Origin of the sequence: Cupriavidus sp. KK10, assembly GCF_018223725.1 — a bacterium.
Taxonomy (GTDB): Bacteria; Pseudomonadota; Gammaproteobacteria; order Burkholderiales; family Burkholderiaceae; genus Cupriavidus; species Cupriavidus necator.
Genome location: NZ_CP073677.1, coordinates 2,023,857 through 2,041,433 on the forward strand (window position 1 = coordinate 2,023,857; position 17,577 = coordinate 2,041,433).

Annotated in this window: 13 protein-coding genes; 4 read left to right on the plus strand and 9 right to left on the minus strand. The window is 63.9% G+C overall.

What is annotated here, in order from left to right; translation table 11 throughout:
- Positions 1-19: 19 nt before the first annotated feature.
- Positions 20-3,307: a bifunctional cytochrome P450/NADPH--P450 reductase gene (locus KB879_RS09820; RefSeq protein WP_211981146.1), complete on the minus strand. Its 3,288-nt coding sequence runs from the start codon at positions 3,305-3,307 to the stop codon at positions 20-22.
- A gap of 164 nt (positions 3,308-3,471) precedes the next feature.
- Here KB879_RS09820 and KB879_RS09825 point away from each other — a divergent pair, with 164 nt between their 5' ends.
- Complete coding sequence (locus KB879_RS09825; RefSeq protein ID WP_013952646.1) at positions 3,472-4,119, plus strand: TetR family transcriptional regulator; 648 nt, start codon at positions 3,472-3,474, stop codon at positions 4,117-4,119.
- A 79-nt stretch (positions 4,120-4,198) separates the two neighbouring features.
- On the opposite strand, the gene KB879_RS09830 is transcribed toward KB879_RS09825, so the two are convergent.
- Positions 4,199-4,642: a cupin domain-containing protein gene (locus tag KB879_RS09830; RefSeq protein WP_013952647.1), complete on the minus strand. Its 444-nt coding sequence runs from the start codon at positions 4,640-4,642 to the stop codon at positions 4,199-4,201.
- A 435-nt stretch (positions 4,643-5,077) separates the two neighbouring features.
- Between KB879_RS09830 and KB879_RS09835 the strand changes: the two genes are divergently transcribed.
- The gene (locus KB879_RS09835; protein ID WP_211981148.1) at positions 5,078-6,376 is read left to right on the plus strand and encodes an MFS transporter; all 1,299 of its coding nucleotides are present in this window, start codon (positions 5,078-5,080) and stop codon (positions 6,374-6,376) included.
- Here KB879_RS09835 and KB879_RS09840 read toward each other — a convergent pair.
- Together KB879_RS09840 and KB879_RS09845 are read right to left on the minus strand one after the other, a co-directional pair.
- Positions 6,373-7,599: a cyanophycinase gene (locus KB879_RS09840; RefSeq protein WP_013952650.1), complete on the minus strand. Its 1,227-nt coding sequence runs from the start codon at positions 7,597-7,599 to the stop codon at positions 6,373-6,375. The two genes, KB879_RS09835 and KB879_RS09840, sit on opposite strands and share 4 nt — an antisense overlap.
- 426 nt (positions 7,600-8,025) lie before the next feature.
- On the minus strand, positions 8,026-9,249 hold the full coding sequence (locus KB879_RS09845) for a polyhydroxyalkanoate depolymerase (RefSeq protein WP_211982157.1): 1,224 nt from the start codon (positions 9,247-9,249) through the stop codon (positions 8,026-8,028).
- Positions 9,250-9,426: 177 nt separating this feature from the next.
- Between KB879_RS09845 and KB879_RS09850 the strand changes: the two genes are divergently transcribed.
- Entirely contained in the window at positions 9,427-9,780 is a 354-nt protein-coding gene (locus KB879_RS09850; RefSeq protein ID WP_153955857.1) for a hypothetical protein, read from the plus strand.
- Between the two features lie 131 nt (positions 9,781-9,911).
- Here the strand turns inward: KB879_RS09850 and KB879_RS09855 are convergent, their stop codons facing one another.
- The 5 genes from KB879_RS09855 to KB879_RS09875 form a co-directional block, all read right to left on the minus strand.
- Complete coding sequence (locus tag KB879_RS09855; protein ID WP_211981149.1) at positions 9,912-11,234, minus strand: CitMHS family transporter; 1,323 nt, start codon at positions 11,232-11,234, stop codon at positions 9,912-9,914.
- A 186-nt stretch (positions 11,235-11,420) separates the two neighbouring features.
- A complete protein-coding gene (locus KB879_RS09860) occupies positions 11,421-12,461 on the minus strand; it encodes an isocitrate/isopropylmalate dehydrogenase family protein (protein ID WP_153955855.1) in 1,041 nt (346 codons plus the stop codon).
- Positions 12,462-12,774: 313 nt separating this feature from the next.
- Positions 12,775-14,307, minus strand: coding sequence for a CYTH and CHAD domain-containing protein (locus tag KB879_RS09865; RefSeq protein WP_211981151.1), 1,533 nt, complete (start codon positions 14,305-14,307; stop codon positions 12,775-12,777).
- Positions 14,308-14,538: a hypothetical protein gene (locus KB879_RS09870; RefSeq protein ID WP_013952655.1), complete on the minus strand. Its 231-nt coding sequence runs from the start codon at positions 14,536-14,538 to the stop codon at positions 14,308-14,310. It lies immediately after the preceding gene.
- Positions 14,539-14,626: 88 nt separating this feature from the next.
- Positions 14,627-14,956 (minus strand): hypothetical protein, encoded by a 330-nt coding sequence (locus KB879_RS09875; RefSeq protein ID WP_013952656.1) that lies wholly within the window; start codon positions 14,954-14,956, stop codon positions 14,627-14,629.
- 153 nt (positions 14,957-15,109) lie between these two features.
- Here KB879_RS09875 and ppk1 point away from each other — a divergent pair, with 153 nt between their 5' ends.
- Positions 15,110-17,245, plus strand: a complete 2,136-nt coding sequence (gene ppk1 / locus KB879_RS09880) for a polyphosphate kinase 1 (protein ID WP_153955853.1) — start codon at positions 15,110-15,112, stop codon at positions 17,243-17,245.
- The last annotated feature ends 332 nt before the right edge of the window (positions 17,246-17,577 follow it).

Below are 17,577 nucleotides of genomic sequence, written 5' to 3' on the forward strand. Positions count from 1 at the left end.
CGAGCGACCCGGCGGGGCGTCAGTTGAAGACATCCTGCCGGTACCTGCCCGTGCTGACCAACTCCGCCAGCCAGTCCGACGCAGCCTCTGGTGTCATCCCCCCTTGCTCTGCGCCGATCTGAATCAGCACCTGCCTGACCGCGGGCGCCATGTGGCGGCCGTCGCCGCACACGTAGACGATCGCACCCTGGTTCAGCCGGGCCCAGACATCGGCACGGCGCTGCCACAACAGGTCCTGCACGTAGCGCGGCTCGCCATCCACGACGGAACAGGCCAGGTGGACCTGCACCACGTCCTGTGCCTGCCAGCGCGCCACGTCGTCGCGGTACAGCCAGTCGTGCGCGGGGTGGCGGCACCCGTAGTACAGCTGCACCGGGGCCACCGGCTGGCCGGCCGCCTGTTGCGCGGCCCGCTCCTCAAGAAAGCCTCGGAACGGGGCAATGCCCGTGCCGGGGCCGATCAGGATCATGGGCGTGGCCGGGTCCGCCGCAGGAGCGAAGGCGGGATTGGGCGTGCGGATGGCGCCCGCCACCATGGCGCCGGGCGCCAGGCCCTGCAGCCAGGTAGAAGCCACGCCGCGGAAGAGTCCGCGGCCCGACAGCGCCGCAGACCAGACCGTGCCGACGGTGATGGTTGCCACGTCGGGTGAGACCAGCGGCGATGAGGCAATCGAATAGAACCTCGGCCGCATCGGCACGGTGCAAGCCAGCAGGCCGGCCAGGTCCAACTCGATGGCGGGAAAGCGGTCCAGCACGTCGGCCAGCCCGAGCCGGCGCGGTGCCACCTGGGCGGCGTACCCGCTCTTGGCGTCGTCCGAGGCCAACTGCTGCAGGGCCTGGCGCGTGACCGGGCAGCGCGAAGACTGCGACAGCAGGCGCAAGGTCTGGCGCGACACCACGTCCTGCAGTTCCACAAAATGGGTCAGCAGCTGCCGCACGGACAGGGCCTCGCCCAGCGGCAGGCCGCGCGCGGCCCCGCCGGAGGCGGACAAGGTGACGATGGCGTCCGGGTCGATGCCGATCCGCTCGCACAGGGCCGCGACCATCCCGGGCTGGTTCTGCGGATAGACGGCGAGGTGGTCGCCCGTGGCGTAGCGCACGCCTGCGGGCAGCCTGAGGCGGATATCGCGCGTGGAAGTTCGCGGCGCCTCGCGCGAGAAGTCCCACAGGCCGGATGGATCGTTCACCAGCTCGGTGTTGGCCAGGACCGTGAAGCCCTGGGTGTTTGCCGGCAGCGTGGACGCGCGGATCTCGGCGACGTCTCTCATCTGCACCCGGACCGGCGGCGTTCCGTGGGCCGGCCCGCCGACGCTGTCACCGGCCTGCAAGGCTTGCCACAGCGAGGCCAGCCAGCGTTCCGCGGCCTGGTCGAAGTCGCCGTTGCCGTCGGCTTCGCCACGCGGCAGCAGCGGACTGGCGCCGGCGTTGGTGAAGAATTCATAGACCCGGCGCGGGAAGGCCTGGTACGTCGGCCATTGCGAGTTGCCGCAGCCCAACACGGCCACGCTTAGCCCTTCTGCGCGGTAGCCGCTGGCGGCGCCGCTATCGAGCAGCGCTTCGAGGCGCCTTGCCGAGTCCGGCGCGCGGCCATTATAGGTGGCGGCGATGATGACGGCCAGGCCGGTGGTCGGGAGCGCGTCGGCCACATCGTCCAGGTCGCGCAGCGTCGCATCAAAGCCCGCCGCCAGCGCGCCGGTATGCACCTGCTCAGCCAGTTCGCGCGCGGTGCCAAGGCTGGATCCGCACAGCACGGCAAGCGGCCTGCCGCCGCCCTGCACATCAGGGCCCGCCTGCGGCGCTTGCGCGGTCCCGGCGACCGGCGCCGCGGCGATGCGCTCATGCGGCCGGCGCCGGCGCGCACGCACCGTGAATCCGTCGGGTTTGATCGTCAGCGTTTCCTTGATGCGGAACTGGTAATCGTGCGCATCGGTGAACTGGAAATTGCGCAGCATCAGCGCCAGTGCCAGCTTGGCCTCGGTCAGCGCAAACTGGCGGCCGATGCAGGCACGCTCCCCGTTGCCGAAAGGCATGTAGGCGTGGCGCGGCAGCTTTGCCTCCTGCTCAGGCAGGAAACGGTCGATGTCAAAGCGTTCCGGGTCGGCCCACACCTTGGGGTCGCGGTGCAGCGCGGTCAGCACCACCGACAGGCGCCTGTCCTTGCGGATCAGGTAGCGGCCGCCCAGCAGCGTATCTTCAAACGGCGCTACGGCGAAGGCGGGCGCGGTGGGCCACAGGCGCAACGTTTCCTTCAGCACGCGGTCCAGTACCGGCAGCCGCGCCAGGTCGGCGTAGACCGGCGCAGCGTCGCCGGGCAACACGGCGTCCACCTCCGCGTAAGCCTGTGCCATCACGCCCGGGTTGCGCAGCAGTTCGTACAGCGCGAAGGTGAGCAGCCCGCTGGTGGTCTCGTGACCCGCGATCAGGAACGTGATCACCTGGTTGCGGATGTTCTCGTCGTCCAGCCGCTGGTCGGTGTCCGGATCCCGCGCTTCCAGCATCAGGCCGAGCAGGTCGTTGGCCGTGCCGCCCCGGCGTTGCGCCGCGTTGCCCGCGCGCCGCCGCCGGATCACGTCGTCAACCAGGTCGCGCATGAAGCGGGTGTCCTGGTCGAACTTCTGGTGTGCCGCATGCATGAAGCGGTCTTGCAGGGCAAAGCGCGTCAGCTTGGACATCGCCTCTTCCAGCGCGCCGACCATGGCCTCGATGAAGGGGTGCAGGTTTGCGCTGGCGAACGATTCAAAGTCGTAGCCGAAGCCGGACAGCGCGATGGTATCGAGCGTCAGCCGCGTCATGTCGTCCGCGACGGCGATATCGGCATCCGGGCCTTGCCGGTCCCATTTGTCCACCAGCCGGTTGGCCACGCGCAGCATGACGTCGAAGTAGCCCTTCATCGCGCGCTGGCTGAACGCCGGCATCAGGATGCGGTGCGCCTTGCCCCAGTTGGCCTCGTCGGAGCGTGCGGTGAACAGGCCATCGCCGGCCATGCCGCGCAGGTAGGACAGCGGCGGGCCGATGTACTTGCGGAAACGCGCGGCATCGCACAACTCGCCGGCCAGTGCCACCGACGTCACAAACGGCACGCGCCGGCCGGCGAAATTCAGCTCGAAGATGCCGTCATGATGGCGGCTGCGCGCCAGCAGGTGCTGGCCCAGCGCACCGGGTGTGATCTGCAGCAGGTTGCCCACCAGCGGCCAACCCGGGTCGCGCGGGATGGGCTCAGGGTTGGGGGCATGCATGGGGCGGGCAGGGGATGGATGCTGCGCGTCGGAGGCCTGGTCGGGGCTGGATAGCTCAATGGGCGGCGGCATGGCAGGGCGGTGTCTCCTGAACGGGCGCTGACACGCGATTTGCCACGTGCGGCCGTTTCATTTAACGTAGACATCTGTCTACCGGCGCAAGCGTAGACAACTGTAGACATGCTGTCAACGAAGCATGTCGGGCAAAAACCGAGTCCTGCTACTAAACCGCATTCATGGAAGCCATTGCCGACGGCAAACGCCGCCTGATCGACGCCGCGTTGCGGCTGGCCGCAGCCAAGCGCAGCTTTGCGGCACTCAAGCTGCGCGAGATCGCGCGCGAGGCCGGCCTGAATCCCAACACGTTCTACCGGCATTTCAGCGACATGGAAGACCTGGCCATCACCGCCATGGCCGAGGTAAGCGCCGAACTGCGGCCGATGCTGCGTGCGGTCCGATGGGCCGCTGCCCGCGACAACCCGGGTGAAGTGGCCACGCGTGCGTGCGAAGCCCTGTTCTTGTACGCGCAGCATCACCCGGATGCATTCATCGTTGGTGTGTGCGGGATCACGGGCCCGCAGCCCGCGCTTCGCGTTGCCATTCGCACGGTGCTGGATGACATCGCCGCCGAGATGGCGGAAGACATCGAACGGCTGGGGTTGTGTCCCAAGCTCTCACGCCCGGCCATTGACGACGTCTGCGCGTACGTCGTTTCCTACCTATTCCATCAATGCGTCGACTACATCGAAGCCGATGCTGCCGGACGGCGCAGGCTGATGGCGCGCTCGGTGCAGTTGAGCTGCTGGCTGCTGCAGGGCGCGGCAGGGCCGAATGCCCAGCCGGGAACGAAATCAGGCAGGGAGCGCAAGGCCGTGGCTGCGTAGCAGGTTGCGGCGAAACACGCAGAAGGAAGAACCTCAGCCGAGGCAGCGGTCGAAGCGAGGGGGTGTGTCCGGGCAGCGCTCACCCTGAAATTTTGATGCCACACTCTTGCGCCACCGCCAATAGCTTCTCCATGTCTGGCGCGCCTGGCGGAATTTCCTCATCGAGCCGCGTGAACAAGCGCGATGCGCTTCCGCCGTGGCTGGTGACTGAAATCATTTCGCCGCCGCCGATGCCGAACCGGAAGTAATGCACGGTGCCCGCCGGCACATGAACAAAGGTGCCAGCGACAGCAGTGATCGCTTGATCGCCATAGCCGATCTCGATCGTCCCCCTGGTAACGTAGAACGATTCGTCCCAGTCATGGCTATGGGGCGGTGGGCCACTGCCTTCTTCGCCCTGCTGCAGAAATACCTCATAACCTTGCGTGGCGGCATTGGACGCCAGCACCGTGATCCTTTCCCCTACCACGTTGAGCGCGCGTGCATACGCATCCGGAGTCACTGCAAATGGTTCTGGTTTCATGTTTCTCTGCTCCGTCAGTGAGAACGTCGCCGTGGAGAGGGTAGCCAGGTCTGAGGCATGCGGTCGCTCCAAAGCGAGCCGGCCACGGTGCCAGGCGGTGCCCCTTTTTGATGTCTGGCAATCTTAGGCGCCCCACGATGGGAAGTCATCGCCAGGAAGCGAGGATTGCCGCGGCCAATGTGCGTCAGCAAACATTGCTTCCATGCGCAATGTCACTTGCCCCTGGCTCGTTTTCCCATTTCAATGGAGTTGAGAGAAAGAAGGGATGACATCATCCGGCGTCACATACGATCCGCGAGGTGGCGGCCACGCCGATGGATGGCCCGGAACCTGCGCTTCGTATTTGCCAATGAGCCGGTCGAGCGCCTGGCTGGCATTCGCGAGCGGATTCGCCTGGCGTGGGACATCTGATACGTGCAACGCTGAGCGACGAAAATGCTGGCCGCTTCTGGTCATGATGGTTCCGAGGGCAGCGACCGAACCCTGCTGTATTTCGGTTGCCTGACCCTGTTCATCGCTCTGGCAACACCAGCCGGTTCCCTGGTGGATATACAGACGTCGTACCTGCTCAAGAACCAGTTGCATGCGACCGCAACGCAGATCTCGATATTCCGGCTGGTGACGGGAATACCGGTGTATCTTGCGTTCGTTTTTGGTCTCGCGCGCGACCAATGGAGCCCGCTGGGATTGCGGGATCGCGGTTTCTTCCTGATTTTCGCTCCGGTGACCGCAGTGGCATTCATCTGGATGGCGTTTTCAGGTTTCTCATACGCGGGACTGGTCATCGGGTTGCTGCTGGCAATGCTGTCGTCCCGGTTTATCGCCGCAGCGTATCAGGGGCTGATCGCTCTGGTGGGCCAGGAGAAGCTCATGTCCGGGCGCCTGAGTGCACTGTTGAACGTGGTCGGCTCGGTCCCGGTTGTTGCGGCAGCGTTCGCCTCCGGGTACATCTCCGATCATCTGGCTGCAAAAGAAGCCTTCCTCCTGGTGGCGATGTTCGCCTTGTCGATTGCCCTGTTGGGGCTCTGGAAGCCCGTTTCCGTCTTCGGCCATCTTTACGAGAAGCCGCAAGCCAGGGGCTCGGATCTCGTTGGCAATGTCAGGCGGCTGGTGAAACATAAGGCTGTTTATCCAGCGGTCCTCATCTGCTTTCTGTGGAACTTTGCGCCAGGAGCGGCCACGCCGCTGCAGTTCTATCTGAGCAATGAGCTGCATGCATCGGATTCCGTTTACTCGTACTACAACGGGATCTTTGCCGCCGCCTTCATCCCGACATTCTTGCTGTATGGCTTCTTGTGCAAGAAGGTATCGCTGAACAAGCTGCTGTGGTGGGGAACGATCGTCGCAGTGCCGCAGATGATTCCGCTGGCATTCATTCACTCGGCCAATCTTGCCCTTGTCTTGGCGGCACCGATAGGGCTGATGGGCGGTGTCGCCACGGCAGCATACTTCGATCTCGCGATGCGGTCCTGTCCGCCAGGCCTGCAAGGAACCTTGATGATGCTGGTGGATGGCGTTCTCGCGCTCTCGGCGCGTGCCGGCGATCTCCTGGGCTCATGGATCTATAACAGCAGCCCAACGCACGGTTTCACATATTGTGTGATCGCGACTACCGTGGTGTACGCAATGATCCTGCTTTTGATCCCGCTGACGCCGAAAGCACTGATTGCTACCAGGGATGGCGAACCAGGCCCGGAGGTCCAGGCGCTGGCGGAGGAGGCGAACAGGCCCTAGTAATGTATGGTGGCCGGGCTCTGGATGCCGGCGTTCTCGTCAACGACATACGCTTCGATTCCCGCGCTGCCGCCGTTCCACCAGTTTGTCATATCAAAGACAGTCTCGTCGTCCAGCCGCTGGACATGGACGCCGTAGATGGTTAGCGGCTTGCCGGGCGCGCAGACCGCGGGCGAAGTCAGTGGCCTCAGGAAGTGAACAGCGCTGGGCGATGTCGTGGACAGGTTGGTGACGCGCTGTGCAATGAAACGGCCTGAGATCTTCTGAATCTGCAATGCTGTCTCGACGTCAAGGCCAATCCCGCGGGCGGCCGACGGGTTCTTCAGGACTCCGCCCTCGCAGCCTGAACCGGACCATGGCGCAATGCTTCTTGACAGGAACGTGACCAGCCTGCCCATGCGATCGCGCGAGTCGAAGTGCGGATCGACGAACGTATCGTCCAGTGCCGTAGCGTTCAGGAAACTGGGCCCGGAGAACCCTTTCGGGTCAAATGTCATGTACTTGTTGTACGGATCGCTCAGCGCCTGCGTCGATGTGACCGTCCCTTCGATGGCGGAGAAAACGAACTGCCCCAGCACGTTGGCCCCGGCGCTGGTGCCGCCAACAGGTACGTTCTGCTGCATGAGCGCGGCGATGGTCGCGTTGAGCTTCGTACCTTTCCAGAACTTGATGTAGTTGCTCTGGTCGCCGCCCGCAATCCACAACGCGTTCGCGCTGCCGACAACGGCATTGACAAACGGGTCATTCGCCGCGGCAGTGTCGGTAATAACCAGCGTTTCCGCCGCAGTCAGGCCGAGGTACGCGCCACCGACATACCCGTCCACCGCGGGCATATCGGTCGCGTTCTTCTTGTTGCTGTAATAGAAGTAAGGGTCGTAAGCGTCGGTGCCGGTCGCGCGAATCACGACCAGGCGGCCGCCCGTTGCTTTCGTAATGCCCGCTTGCTGAATCATCCAGCGATACGCGCCGTCTACATCGGGCCCGCCACCCATGATGACCACCGGCTGCACCGCCTGTGGCTGCGGTGTGGGGAGGGTCTGCACCGGCACCGGATTGCCAGTCTCGAAGTACTTTGTGCCGGTTACGAAGTAGCTGTAGGAGGCGGTAGTCTTGTCACCTGCAAGCGCAGGGGGAATCAGCACCCCGAGGGCCACGCTGATGCAGGCGACCGCGTAGTACCCCAACATCCTGCAACGCTGGGTGAACTTCGAAATGGATTCCATGACGTGACACCCCCTGCCGCTATCTTCTTTGTACAACTCGGTGACGACAGAAAAGCAACGCGCCAGATCCCTGGAAGGGCTGGCGGATGTCACGTCACCAGGCAAAAGCTCCCGCCGTTACTCCGAGCACGGGTGCGGGACGTGCAGGCGTTCCGTTATAGACGCTGGCGCACAAAAACTCCAGCCGACGCTGACCGCGGCAGCAGATGCGGTGAGGCAGAAACGACCACCAGCAACAAAGCCCCTATCGCGGCCAGCTTTCAAAGGTCACTACTGGCAGCGCTTTCGCATGCCGGATCGCCTTGAGAGCAAGGGTGCCACGGCAATCGGAAAGGTCTGTTCGCTGGCATACGCAGGCGTTGCACTGCTTGCCAGTCCCCCGGCTTGGAAGCTTGCGCAACCGGCCTCGCCAATGCGACGCAGCGCTCAGTCTGCGCACCGCTGAATGAACTGCGTCATGGCAGGCAGGATGGACTCCCGGAAACGCTGGCCGGCGAAGGTGCCGTAGTGACCCACGCCGTCGACGACCAGGTGTTCTTTCCGGTCGGCGGCAAGGCCTGCGCAGAGCGCGTGAGCCGCTTCGGTCTGGCCGCGACCGGTGATGTCATCGTCGCTGCCTTCGATGGTCAGCAATGAAACGTTCCTAATGGCCTCGGGGTAGACACGGCGCTGGCCGACTTCCATGCAGCCGCGGCACAGGTGATGCTCCAGGAAAACCTTCTGGATGGTTTCCAGGTAGTACTCGGCCGGCACGTCGAGTACGGCGTTGTACTCGTCATAGAACTTGCGATGCCTGGCTGCCTCGCTCTGCCTGCCATCGACCAGGTGGCGGTAAAAGTCGAGATGAGCACCGGCGTGCTGTGCGACGTTCATCGATACGAAGCCTGCAAGCTGGAGGAAGCCCGGATACACCCGGCGCCCGTTTCCCGGGTAGCCGGCGGGCACCCGTTCGATGACGTTGGCCTCGAACCACGCCAGCGAATGTTGCCGCGCGAACTGGTCGACCGCCGTCGGGCTGACGCGGGTGTCGATCGGCGCGGCGATCAGGGTCATGGAGCGGGGCTGCACCTGCTCGTTGTCTTCGGCCATCTGGGCGACCGCGCAAAGCACCGGGACCCCGGGCTGGCAAACCGCCACGATATGCGTGCCGGCGCCGAGGTATCGCAAGAACTTTTTCAGGTAATCGACATAGCCGCCAAGATCGAAGTGCCCGGCGTCAAGCGGGACCACGCGCGCATCGGCCCAGTCGGTGATATAGACATCATGACCGGGCAGCAATGCCTCGACCGTCGGGCGCAGCAGGGTGGCGTAGTGGCCGGAGAGCGGCGCCACCAGCAACACCCGGGGGCCAGGACTGGACATGTCCTTCCTGAAATGCAGCAGCCGGCAGAAGGGCTCTTCGATGAGCGCGGTCTCGGTGACGGCCACCCGTTGCCCACGTACCAAGACCTCGTCGATCTCAAAGCGAGGTTTCCCGTAGGACTTGGTCAGCCGGGTGAACAACTCAAGCGCGGCGTCGGCCTCGCGCAGTCCCGGAAGCCAGGCGACCGACTCGCCCCAGAAATTGACTGCGCGATAACCTGCTTCGATCATCGCCCCGAGCGGGCCAAGGGACTGCAGCGTGAGTTCCCGCAGAGCATAGAGCGCCATGGCGATTCCCGCCTTTTTGAATTGGTTGGTGTGTTGTTCTGGCGCAGGGGCCGGCAAACCGGGTGCTGCGCAATGCGGGCTTCAGCGCAGTTGGCGTGCCCGACAGCCGCACGGCCGGCTTCGTGCAAGGTGGGCGGGCGGGCGACAGGCTTCTGCCGCGGGTGCGTAGGTGGGAAGGTGGCGCTGGTGCACCCAGAAGTGCTGCGCGCGGCTCAGGTGCCGTCGATGTCGAATGGACTGGCTGCGGGAAGCACCGGTGTTGCCGTGGCGGCCGTTGCGGCCGGACTGATGCGCGCGGCCCAGGTCGCACGCGAATCGGCTGGAATGCTGCATGATGCCCCCCACTACTCAAGCCACCAGCATTGGCGTCGCAATGCCAGCGGTACAGCTTGTAATCAAGTTACGCCATTTACATTCAGTAACATATTCGATCTAACCCTATTGCAACGCTTTGCATACGTCCCTGGCAACGAAGGAAGGCTGGCGGGATCATTCGATGCGAATGTGGCCTTATGTGCCGGCGATATGTGATCCTCTATTGCCAGAAGGGCGGACCCAGCCGGACCGTCTGCCAGGCTATTTGTAAATTTTTGCAAGTTGCGTTCGGGTAAAACGTCAGGCAGGCGGATGTGGTTGACCCGCCCGGTCCCGCTTCCTCGCTGTCACGCTGCCCGGCCAATGACCGGAATCACGCCGAACGCAACAGTGGCCAGCATCATGACCACGGCCGCCGACAGCGCCCAGAGCAGCGTATAGCGCTGGTGATCGCCAAATTCGACCTCAGCCAGGCCGACCAGCAGGTAGGTCGACGCGACCAGGGGGCTCAGCAGGTGAACCTGCTGCCCGATCAGCGAGGCGCGTCCGATCTCCGCCGCGCCGATGCCATAGACGGCGGCAGCCTTGGCCAGGATCGGCAGGATGCCGAAGTAGAACGCGTCGTTCGAGACAAAGAACGTGAACGGAATGCTCAACACCCCGGTCACCAGGGCCATGTACGGGCCCATCCAGTCCGGCACGGCGCTGATGACGCTGTTGGCGATGGCGTCGACCATCTTGGTGCCCGACAGGATGCCGACGAAGATGCCGGCGGCGAAGATCAGCGACACCACCGGCACGACGTTGGCGGCATGCGCGCCCATGCGCTCCTTCTGTTCGTGCAGGCTCGGGTAGTTGACCATCAGCGCGATGGCGGATGCGATGATGAACAGCGCAGGCAGCGGCAAGGTGCCGAGAATCAGCAGCACCATCAGGGCGATGGTCAGCAGGAGGTTGAACCACAGCAGCTTCGGCCTGGCGATCTGCGGATCGCCGGCGGCAGCCTCCGGCATGGCATGGCCGTCATCACCGGCCCCGGTGCGCATCAGTGCGATGGTGCCAAGCCGGTTGCGTTCGCGGCGGCCGAGCAGGAATGCCACGAACAGGCCCCACATGCCGGTGACAATCATCGGCAGGATCATCGGCACGAACAGCGAGCCCACGTCCACGCCCAGCGCGCTGGCGGCACGCGCGGTCGGGCCGCCCCAGGGCAGGATGTTCATCAGCCCGCCCGCCATCATGATCACGCAGGCCAGCACCAGCCGGCTGATGCCCAGGCGCTTGTAGAGCGGGAGCATCGCGGCGCAGGTGATCATGTAAGTGGTCGAGCCGTCGCCGTCGAGCGACACCAGCGCGGCCAGCACGAAGGTGCCCATGATGATCTTGACCGGATCGCCGCCCACTAATTTCAGGATCACCCGCACCACCGGATCGAACAGCCCGGCATCGATCATCAGGCCGAAATACAGGATGGCGAACATCAGCATCACGCCGGTCGGCGCCAGCTTCTTGACGCCGTCCAGCATCATCGGGCCGAGTTCCGGGCCGAAACCGCCGATCGCGGCGAACGCAATCGGAACGAGGATCAGCGCCACCATGGCGGAGAGCCGCTTGGTCATGATCAGTGCCATGAACACGATCACCATCGAATAGGCGAGCAGGGTCAACATCTTTCTCTGTATCTCTTTGCCGCCCTGCAGCGTGGGCGCTTGGGGGCGGGTGTGTGTGCGTCCGTCTGGCGCACGAGGTCAAGGGCGAGGCCGATCCCGCCGGCACGGCAGGGCGTGCCGGGTATGGAATGACCGCGGAGGGAGGCAGTCTTGTGCGCTGGCCCAGGCGGGCCGCGCGGGTGTGGCTCAGTTGGCGGATTCGATGCGTTTCACTACCGCGTCCGCAAACTGCAGCGTGGAGGCCGTGCCGTGCAGGTCGCCGGTCTTCACCTGGTCCTGGCTGAGCGTCAGCTCGATGGCTGAGCGCAGGCGCGTGGCCAGGTCCTGTCGGCCCACGTGGTCGAGCATCAGGCCGGCCGCCAGCATCAGCGAGATGGGGTTGGCAATGCCCTTGCCGGCGATGTCGGGCGCGGAGCCGTGCACCGCCTCGAAGATCGCAGCGTCGTCGCCGATGTTGGCGCCCGGCGCCATGCCAAGCCCGCCAACCAGGCCGGCGATCTGGTCCGACAGGATGTCGCCGAACAGGTTGGTACAGAGCAGCATGTCGAAGCGCCACGGGTTGAGCACCAGCTGCATGGCGCAGGCGTCGACAATAATGTCGTCCATGTCCACGCGGCCGGCATAGTCCTGGGCGACTTCACGCGCCGCTTCCAGGAAGATGCCGGTGAGCGCCTTCAGGATATTGGCCTTGTGCACCACGGTAATCTTCTTGCGGCCGTTCCTGACGGCGTACTCGAAGGCGAAGCGGGCAATGCGCCGGCAGGCGTCGCGCGTGTTGGTGCCGGTGGACACCGCTACCGCATGCGGGTCGTCGCCGACCGGGATGTAGTAGTCATGGGCCACATAGAAGCCGCCGACGTTCTCGCGCACCAGCACCAGGTCGATATTCTCGAAGCGGCCCGGCACCAGGGTGCGGGCCGGGCGCACATTGGCATAGAGGTTGAACGCCTCGCGCAGGCGCACATTGACCGAGCGGAAGCCGCCGCCCACCGGCGTGGTCAGCGGCCCCTTCAGGGCCAGGCCGGTGCGGCGGATGCTGTCCAGCGTGTCTTCGGGCAAGGGATCGCCGCTGTATTCGACGCCTGCCATCCCCGCCCGTCGGATATCCCAGGCAAATGGGGCGCCAAGCGCATCCAGCACCCGGACGGTGGCGTCGACGACTTCGGGACCGATCCCGTCGCCGGGGATCAGCGTGGCCGGGATCTGTTCGCGTGCACCGTTTTCCATTTGCGTTCCTGTCGTGAATTGAGCGTTTCGCTGGCCGGCCAGCCGGGGCCAGGGAGGCTGTGTTTCTCGTCCCTGGCGGGGAATCCGGCGTTCGCGGCCGATCCGGCTAACCAGGGGCCCGATTCTAGGCGGGGAAGGCTGTCAGGAAACTGTCAATGTGCCGGCTATGTCATTGGGGTTTACGCTGAGGGCGACAAACTCTGCTGGCGGGGACCGGCTGACGAATCGGGGCCGGCGACGGTGAAATCGTCTTCGCTGCAGTGCGCAGGGACTGGCCGCGACGATGAACGTGCGCCGATGTCCGGAAGCCGCGCTAAGCGGGCAGGCGCGCCGCCTTGAATTGTTTCCAGAAGCGGCGCAGCGGCTGCCTGTCAACGCTGACACCCTTTGCGATATAGCCGCGCGCATAGCCACAGCCAATCGCAAGTTGCTGCCGCTCTGTCCCCAGGCGCAGCAACAGTCCCTTTGCGACCGCCATATCATTGCGCCATCCCAGGTCATCCTGCAGGCGCGACAGTTGCCGGCGATAGCGGCGCAACTTATTCGCGGCAAACAAGGATTCAAAGAACTCGGTCGCGTAGCGCAGCTTCTTTGCGGCGATACGCGCACGATGGCGCCGCTGCTCATCGAGCCTGGCCATGCCTCGGCCCCGCTCGAGCAGCCTGCGTTGCCGCTTGCGCAACGTGGTCAGCGCGAAGTCCCTGGCGGATCCGGCAAGTGCCGCGCGCTGCGCTTCGTCCAGCCCATGGTCCCAGTCCGCGCTGCCCAGCCAATGGCTCAGCGTCAGGACCAGCCGGGTGTAACGATCGGAATTCACGGCCTGGGCCGCGCGTTGCCGGGCATCGGCTGCGACTGCCTTCGCCGCGGCAAGCACCGCGCCCGCGCCCACGTCCTCCGGCGCCCCATCGAACGCCTCACGCAAGGTGGTGTTGGCGAGCACGTCCCAGTCGCGTGCGGGGCCCAGTTCATCCGCAATCCATTTGAGTTCCGCTTGCAATGCCGGCGGGCAGGCAATCAGCGGCTCAAAGATATCAAGCGCCGAGCGCAGGCGACGCAGGCCGACACGCATCTGGTGCACGCTTTCCGGATTGGAGCTGTTGACCACGCCGCGTTCGTTCCCCGAGATTTGCGCCAGGCAGTTCCGGGCAATGCACTGAAACACCGCTTCCGCCGACCCGGCGTCGGCCAGCCTGAGGGGCTGCGCCCGTACCGCTTCATTGGCCTCGTCAGCGACCAGTGCATAGCCACGGTCGCCTTTGCTGGCGCGGCTCAGGCGCATTGGCACTGCGTCGAGCAGCCGCAGGGCAAACGCTGACAGATGGGCCGGCTCCCCGGCCTGGATCTCCATCTCAAGCTCGCGGATTGGTTCCGTGGCATCGTTCGCACGGACCACGCCGCGATCGACAGCCAGTTCGACCTCGTCCCCCTGTGGCAAGCGCAACAGCAGGACCGTGCGCCGGACATCCGTGATGAAGATCGGCTTCAGGCGTTCTGCCAGGTCGCCTTCACGGAGCAGCGTCCCCAACGCAGTGCCCTCGGGCAGCTTGTCTCGTAGTGCACCAAGATCTGGCGTATTTCCGGAAACCACCGACTCAAACTCTTCCCGCTCGTAAAGCGCCCCATGCTGCGTGCCACAGGTCTTCAAGGTCTGCACGTAATGATCACCCGCTTGTCGTACGCGCAGCGATGCGTGCATACGCCGAAAGGCAAGATCCGACGTATCGAAATACGTGCTCACGAGCCTGTCCTCGTGCGGCGGCTCCACGCAGCAGGACGACACCAGGGGCAAGCCGATCAGGCCTTCGGCCTGGTCCTGCAGCAACTCGAGCTTGAGTTCGCGTTCCATTTATCCGAGCTTTGCCGTGTCCTCGAATTTTGCGTATACGCTGGCCTGGACTGCGTTCATCACTGCAAGGATCTCGTCACTGGCTGGGCCGCTGGTTGTTACGCCCGTGGCGTTCTTCGGCTTCGAACCGGGCGGGTCGAAGACAAAGAGCGTATCGAACTTTCCGGCCGACGCTTTCTTCAGGCGCCGGTTAAGTGCTTTCAGGTATCGCTTCTTGTCAGTCTTTGACATAGGTTCCACGGTTATCCGCGGTGGTAATCACAACCAAAATCATTGAACTACCTGCTTAGTGAATTCACTGCGTCACCAGGCGGCATTGCTAGTGCGGCTGGCCTCCATTCGACTCCGCGCCGGTGAAAGGGATTTCGTGCTCCCGCAACTTCTGCAGTGATCGGGTCAGCCTGGCGCCGTACTTGCGGTCCGCGGCCAGCAGCAGGGCCTCTATGCCGTCGTCCAGCCCGGCAAGCTCGCGGTCACCCGGCAGCCTGGTCGCTTTCATCTCCTGCAATTCGTTGGCAATGCGCTTCGCCAGCTTGCGCACAAACTCCGGGTCAAGGTGCCCTTGCGCTGCAGCATCTCCAATATGCTCGATCAAGCGCTTCAGGCCGTCCGGGGTGGTCTCGGTCGCAGAGAGTATTTCGTGTGTCATCGGCAGCTCCAGTGGGCGCGTAAGATCATTCTACGCATCGGATGCTCATAAGATGGTACGTATTTCGCGGGAGCAGTGCGATCCAATTCGCCCCGATATGCGTGATACGCCAGCTAGAATCTGGAAGGATTCCCCCGCACAGGCACTCACACCATGAAACCCGAATCCGATCCCATGCAAAATGCGTCGCCGACGGACGCGGGGGAGGAGCGCCTCGGCACCCCGGTCGATCCGGATGGCCTGCTGAATGGCAATGAGCTCTATATCAACCGTGAACTCAGCCAGCTGGAGTTCTTCGGGCGCGTGCTGCAGCAGGCCGCCGATCCCGCGGTGCCGCTGCTGGAGCGCCTGCGTTCCCTGTGTACCTTCAGCAGCAATCTGGATGAGTTCTACGAGATCCGCGTGGCCGGCCTGAAGGAGCAGTGCCTGCTTCAGTCTCCGGTGGCCGGCCCGGACGGGCTGACGCCGCAGGCGGTCTATGCGAGGGTCAACCAACGGGTCCGGGAGCTGGTTGATCAGCAGTACCGCCTGTTCAATGACATGCTGATTCCGGCCATGGCCGAGCAGCAGATCCGCTTTTTGCGGCGGCCCTCGTGGAACCCTACGCAGGCGGAATGGATCCGGGAGTTCTTCTTCGCCGAACTGATGCCGGTCCTGACACCGATCGGGCTGGACCCGGCGCATCCGTTTCCACGGGTGCTTAACAAGAGCCTGAATTTCGCCGTCGAACTCGAGGGCAAGGATGCGTTCGGGCGCAACTCCGGCTATGCGATCGTGCAGGCGCCGCGAGCGCTGCCGCGGGTTATCGCTTTGCCACCGGATATCGCCGGATGCGAGCATGGCTTTGTTTTCCTTTCTTCCATCCTGCATGCCCACGTCGGCGAGCTGTTCAGTGGCATGACGGTGCGCGGCTGCTACCAGTTCCGCGTGACCCGCAACAGCGAGCTGTTCGTGGACGAGGAAGAGGTCAAGAACCTGCGCGAGGCGCTGCAAGGCGAACTGCCGCACCGTCATTATGGTGATGCGGTCCGGCTGGAGGTGGCTGATAACTGCACGCCGGCAATGACTGCGTTCCTGCAGCAGCAGTTCGGCCTGGCGGCAAGCGAGGTGTTCTCCGTCAACGGACCGGTCAACCTGGTTCGCCTGATGCAGGTGCCAGATCAGATGGACCGGCCGGAACTGAAGTACCTGCCTTTCCGGGCCGGCCTGCCGAAGGTGCTGCACGAGCATTCCGATATCTTCCGCGCCATTCGCGAGGGCGACATCCTGCTGCATCACCCGTTCCAGTCGTTCACACCGGTGGTGGACTTTGTCGTGCAGGCGGCACAGGACCCCGATGTGGTGGCAATCAGCCAGACGGTGTATCGGGCCGGGCACGACTCGGTCCTGCTCTCGGCACTCATCGAAGCCGCGCGCAACGGCAAGGAAGTCACGGTCGTGGTGGAACTGCTGGCCCGCTTCGATGAAGAGGCCAATATCGGTTGGGCAACGCAACTGGAGGAAGTCGGCGCGCATGTCATCTATGGGGTCGTCGGTTTCAAGGCGCACGCCAAGATGGTCATGGTATTGCGACGCGAGGGTGGGAAACTCCGGCGCTATGTGCATCTAGGCACCGGGAACTATCACCACCAGACCACGCGCACCTATACGGATTTTGGATTGCTCACATGCAATGAGTCGCTGACGCAGGATGTGGCGCAAGTGTTCAGCCAGCTGACCGGCCGTGGCCAGACCCATTGCATGACCCATATCTGGCAATCGCCCTTCACGATGAAGCAGGCATTGCTTGAGGCGATCCGGCGCGAAGCCGGGCACGCCAGGGCCGGGCGCAAGGGATGGATCATTGCCAAGATGAATGCATTGCTGGAGCCTGACCTGATCCAGGCGCTGTACGACGCCTCACGCGACGGTGTCCGTATCGACCTGATCATCCGGGGCGCCTGTGCGCTGCGCCCCGGCGTTGCCGGCTTGTCGGAGAACATTGCGGTGAAATCGGTCATGGGCCGGTTTCTCGAACACTCGCGCATCTTATATTTCCACGACGGCGGCGCGGAAAAGGTGATGCTGTCCAGCGGTGAATGGATGGAACGAAGCCTGTCCCGGCGGATCGAGATCTGCTTTCCCATCCTCGATGCCAGGTTGAAGGAACGCGTCATCGCGGAAGGGCTGAAGCCGTACCTGGCAGACCGGTGTGACGCCTGGCAGATGACGCCGGACGGTAGATACGAGCGTCAGGCCTCGCGTGACGGCGAGGCTGCGCAGAATATCCTGCTGTCGGCTTTGACGTGAGCCCTGCATAAGGGCGCCGCATCATCCGCTCGCGAATGGCCGGTTGAATCCGCGGATCGAAGCAGGCCACCGCATAGTTGATGTGGCCCATGACGTTTCATTTTCTATACATACTTTTTCCGATCGCTCTGGCGGCCTGTCTACTACTTCCTCGCTAAGCCGTTCAGCTCGCGCCAGCATTCCCCTCCAGTGGGGATTGACCGCATTTTTCGGCGCCCTGGATACCAGTTCCGCGGTGCCTGCCGGAACCTCCGGAAACGACTTTCCATGACCGGCAATGCCTTGTCCTGCAAGGCTTCACGGGAATTCCACAGCCTCGCGGCGACTGTTCC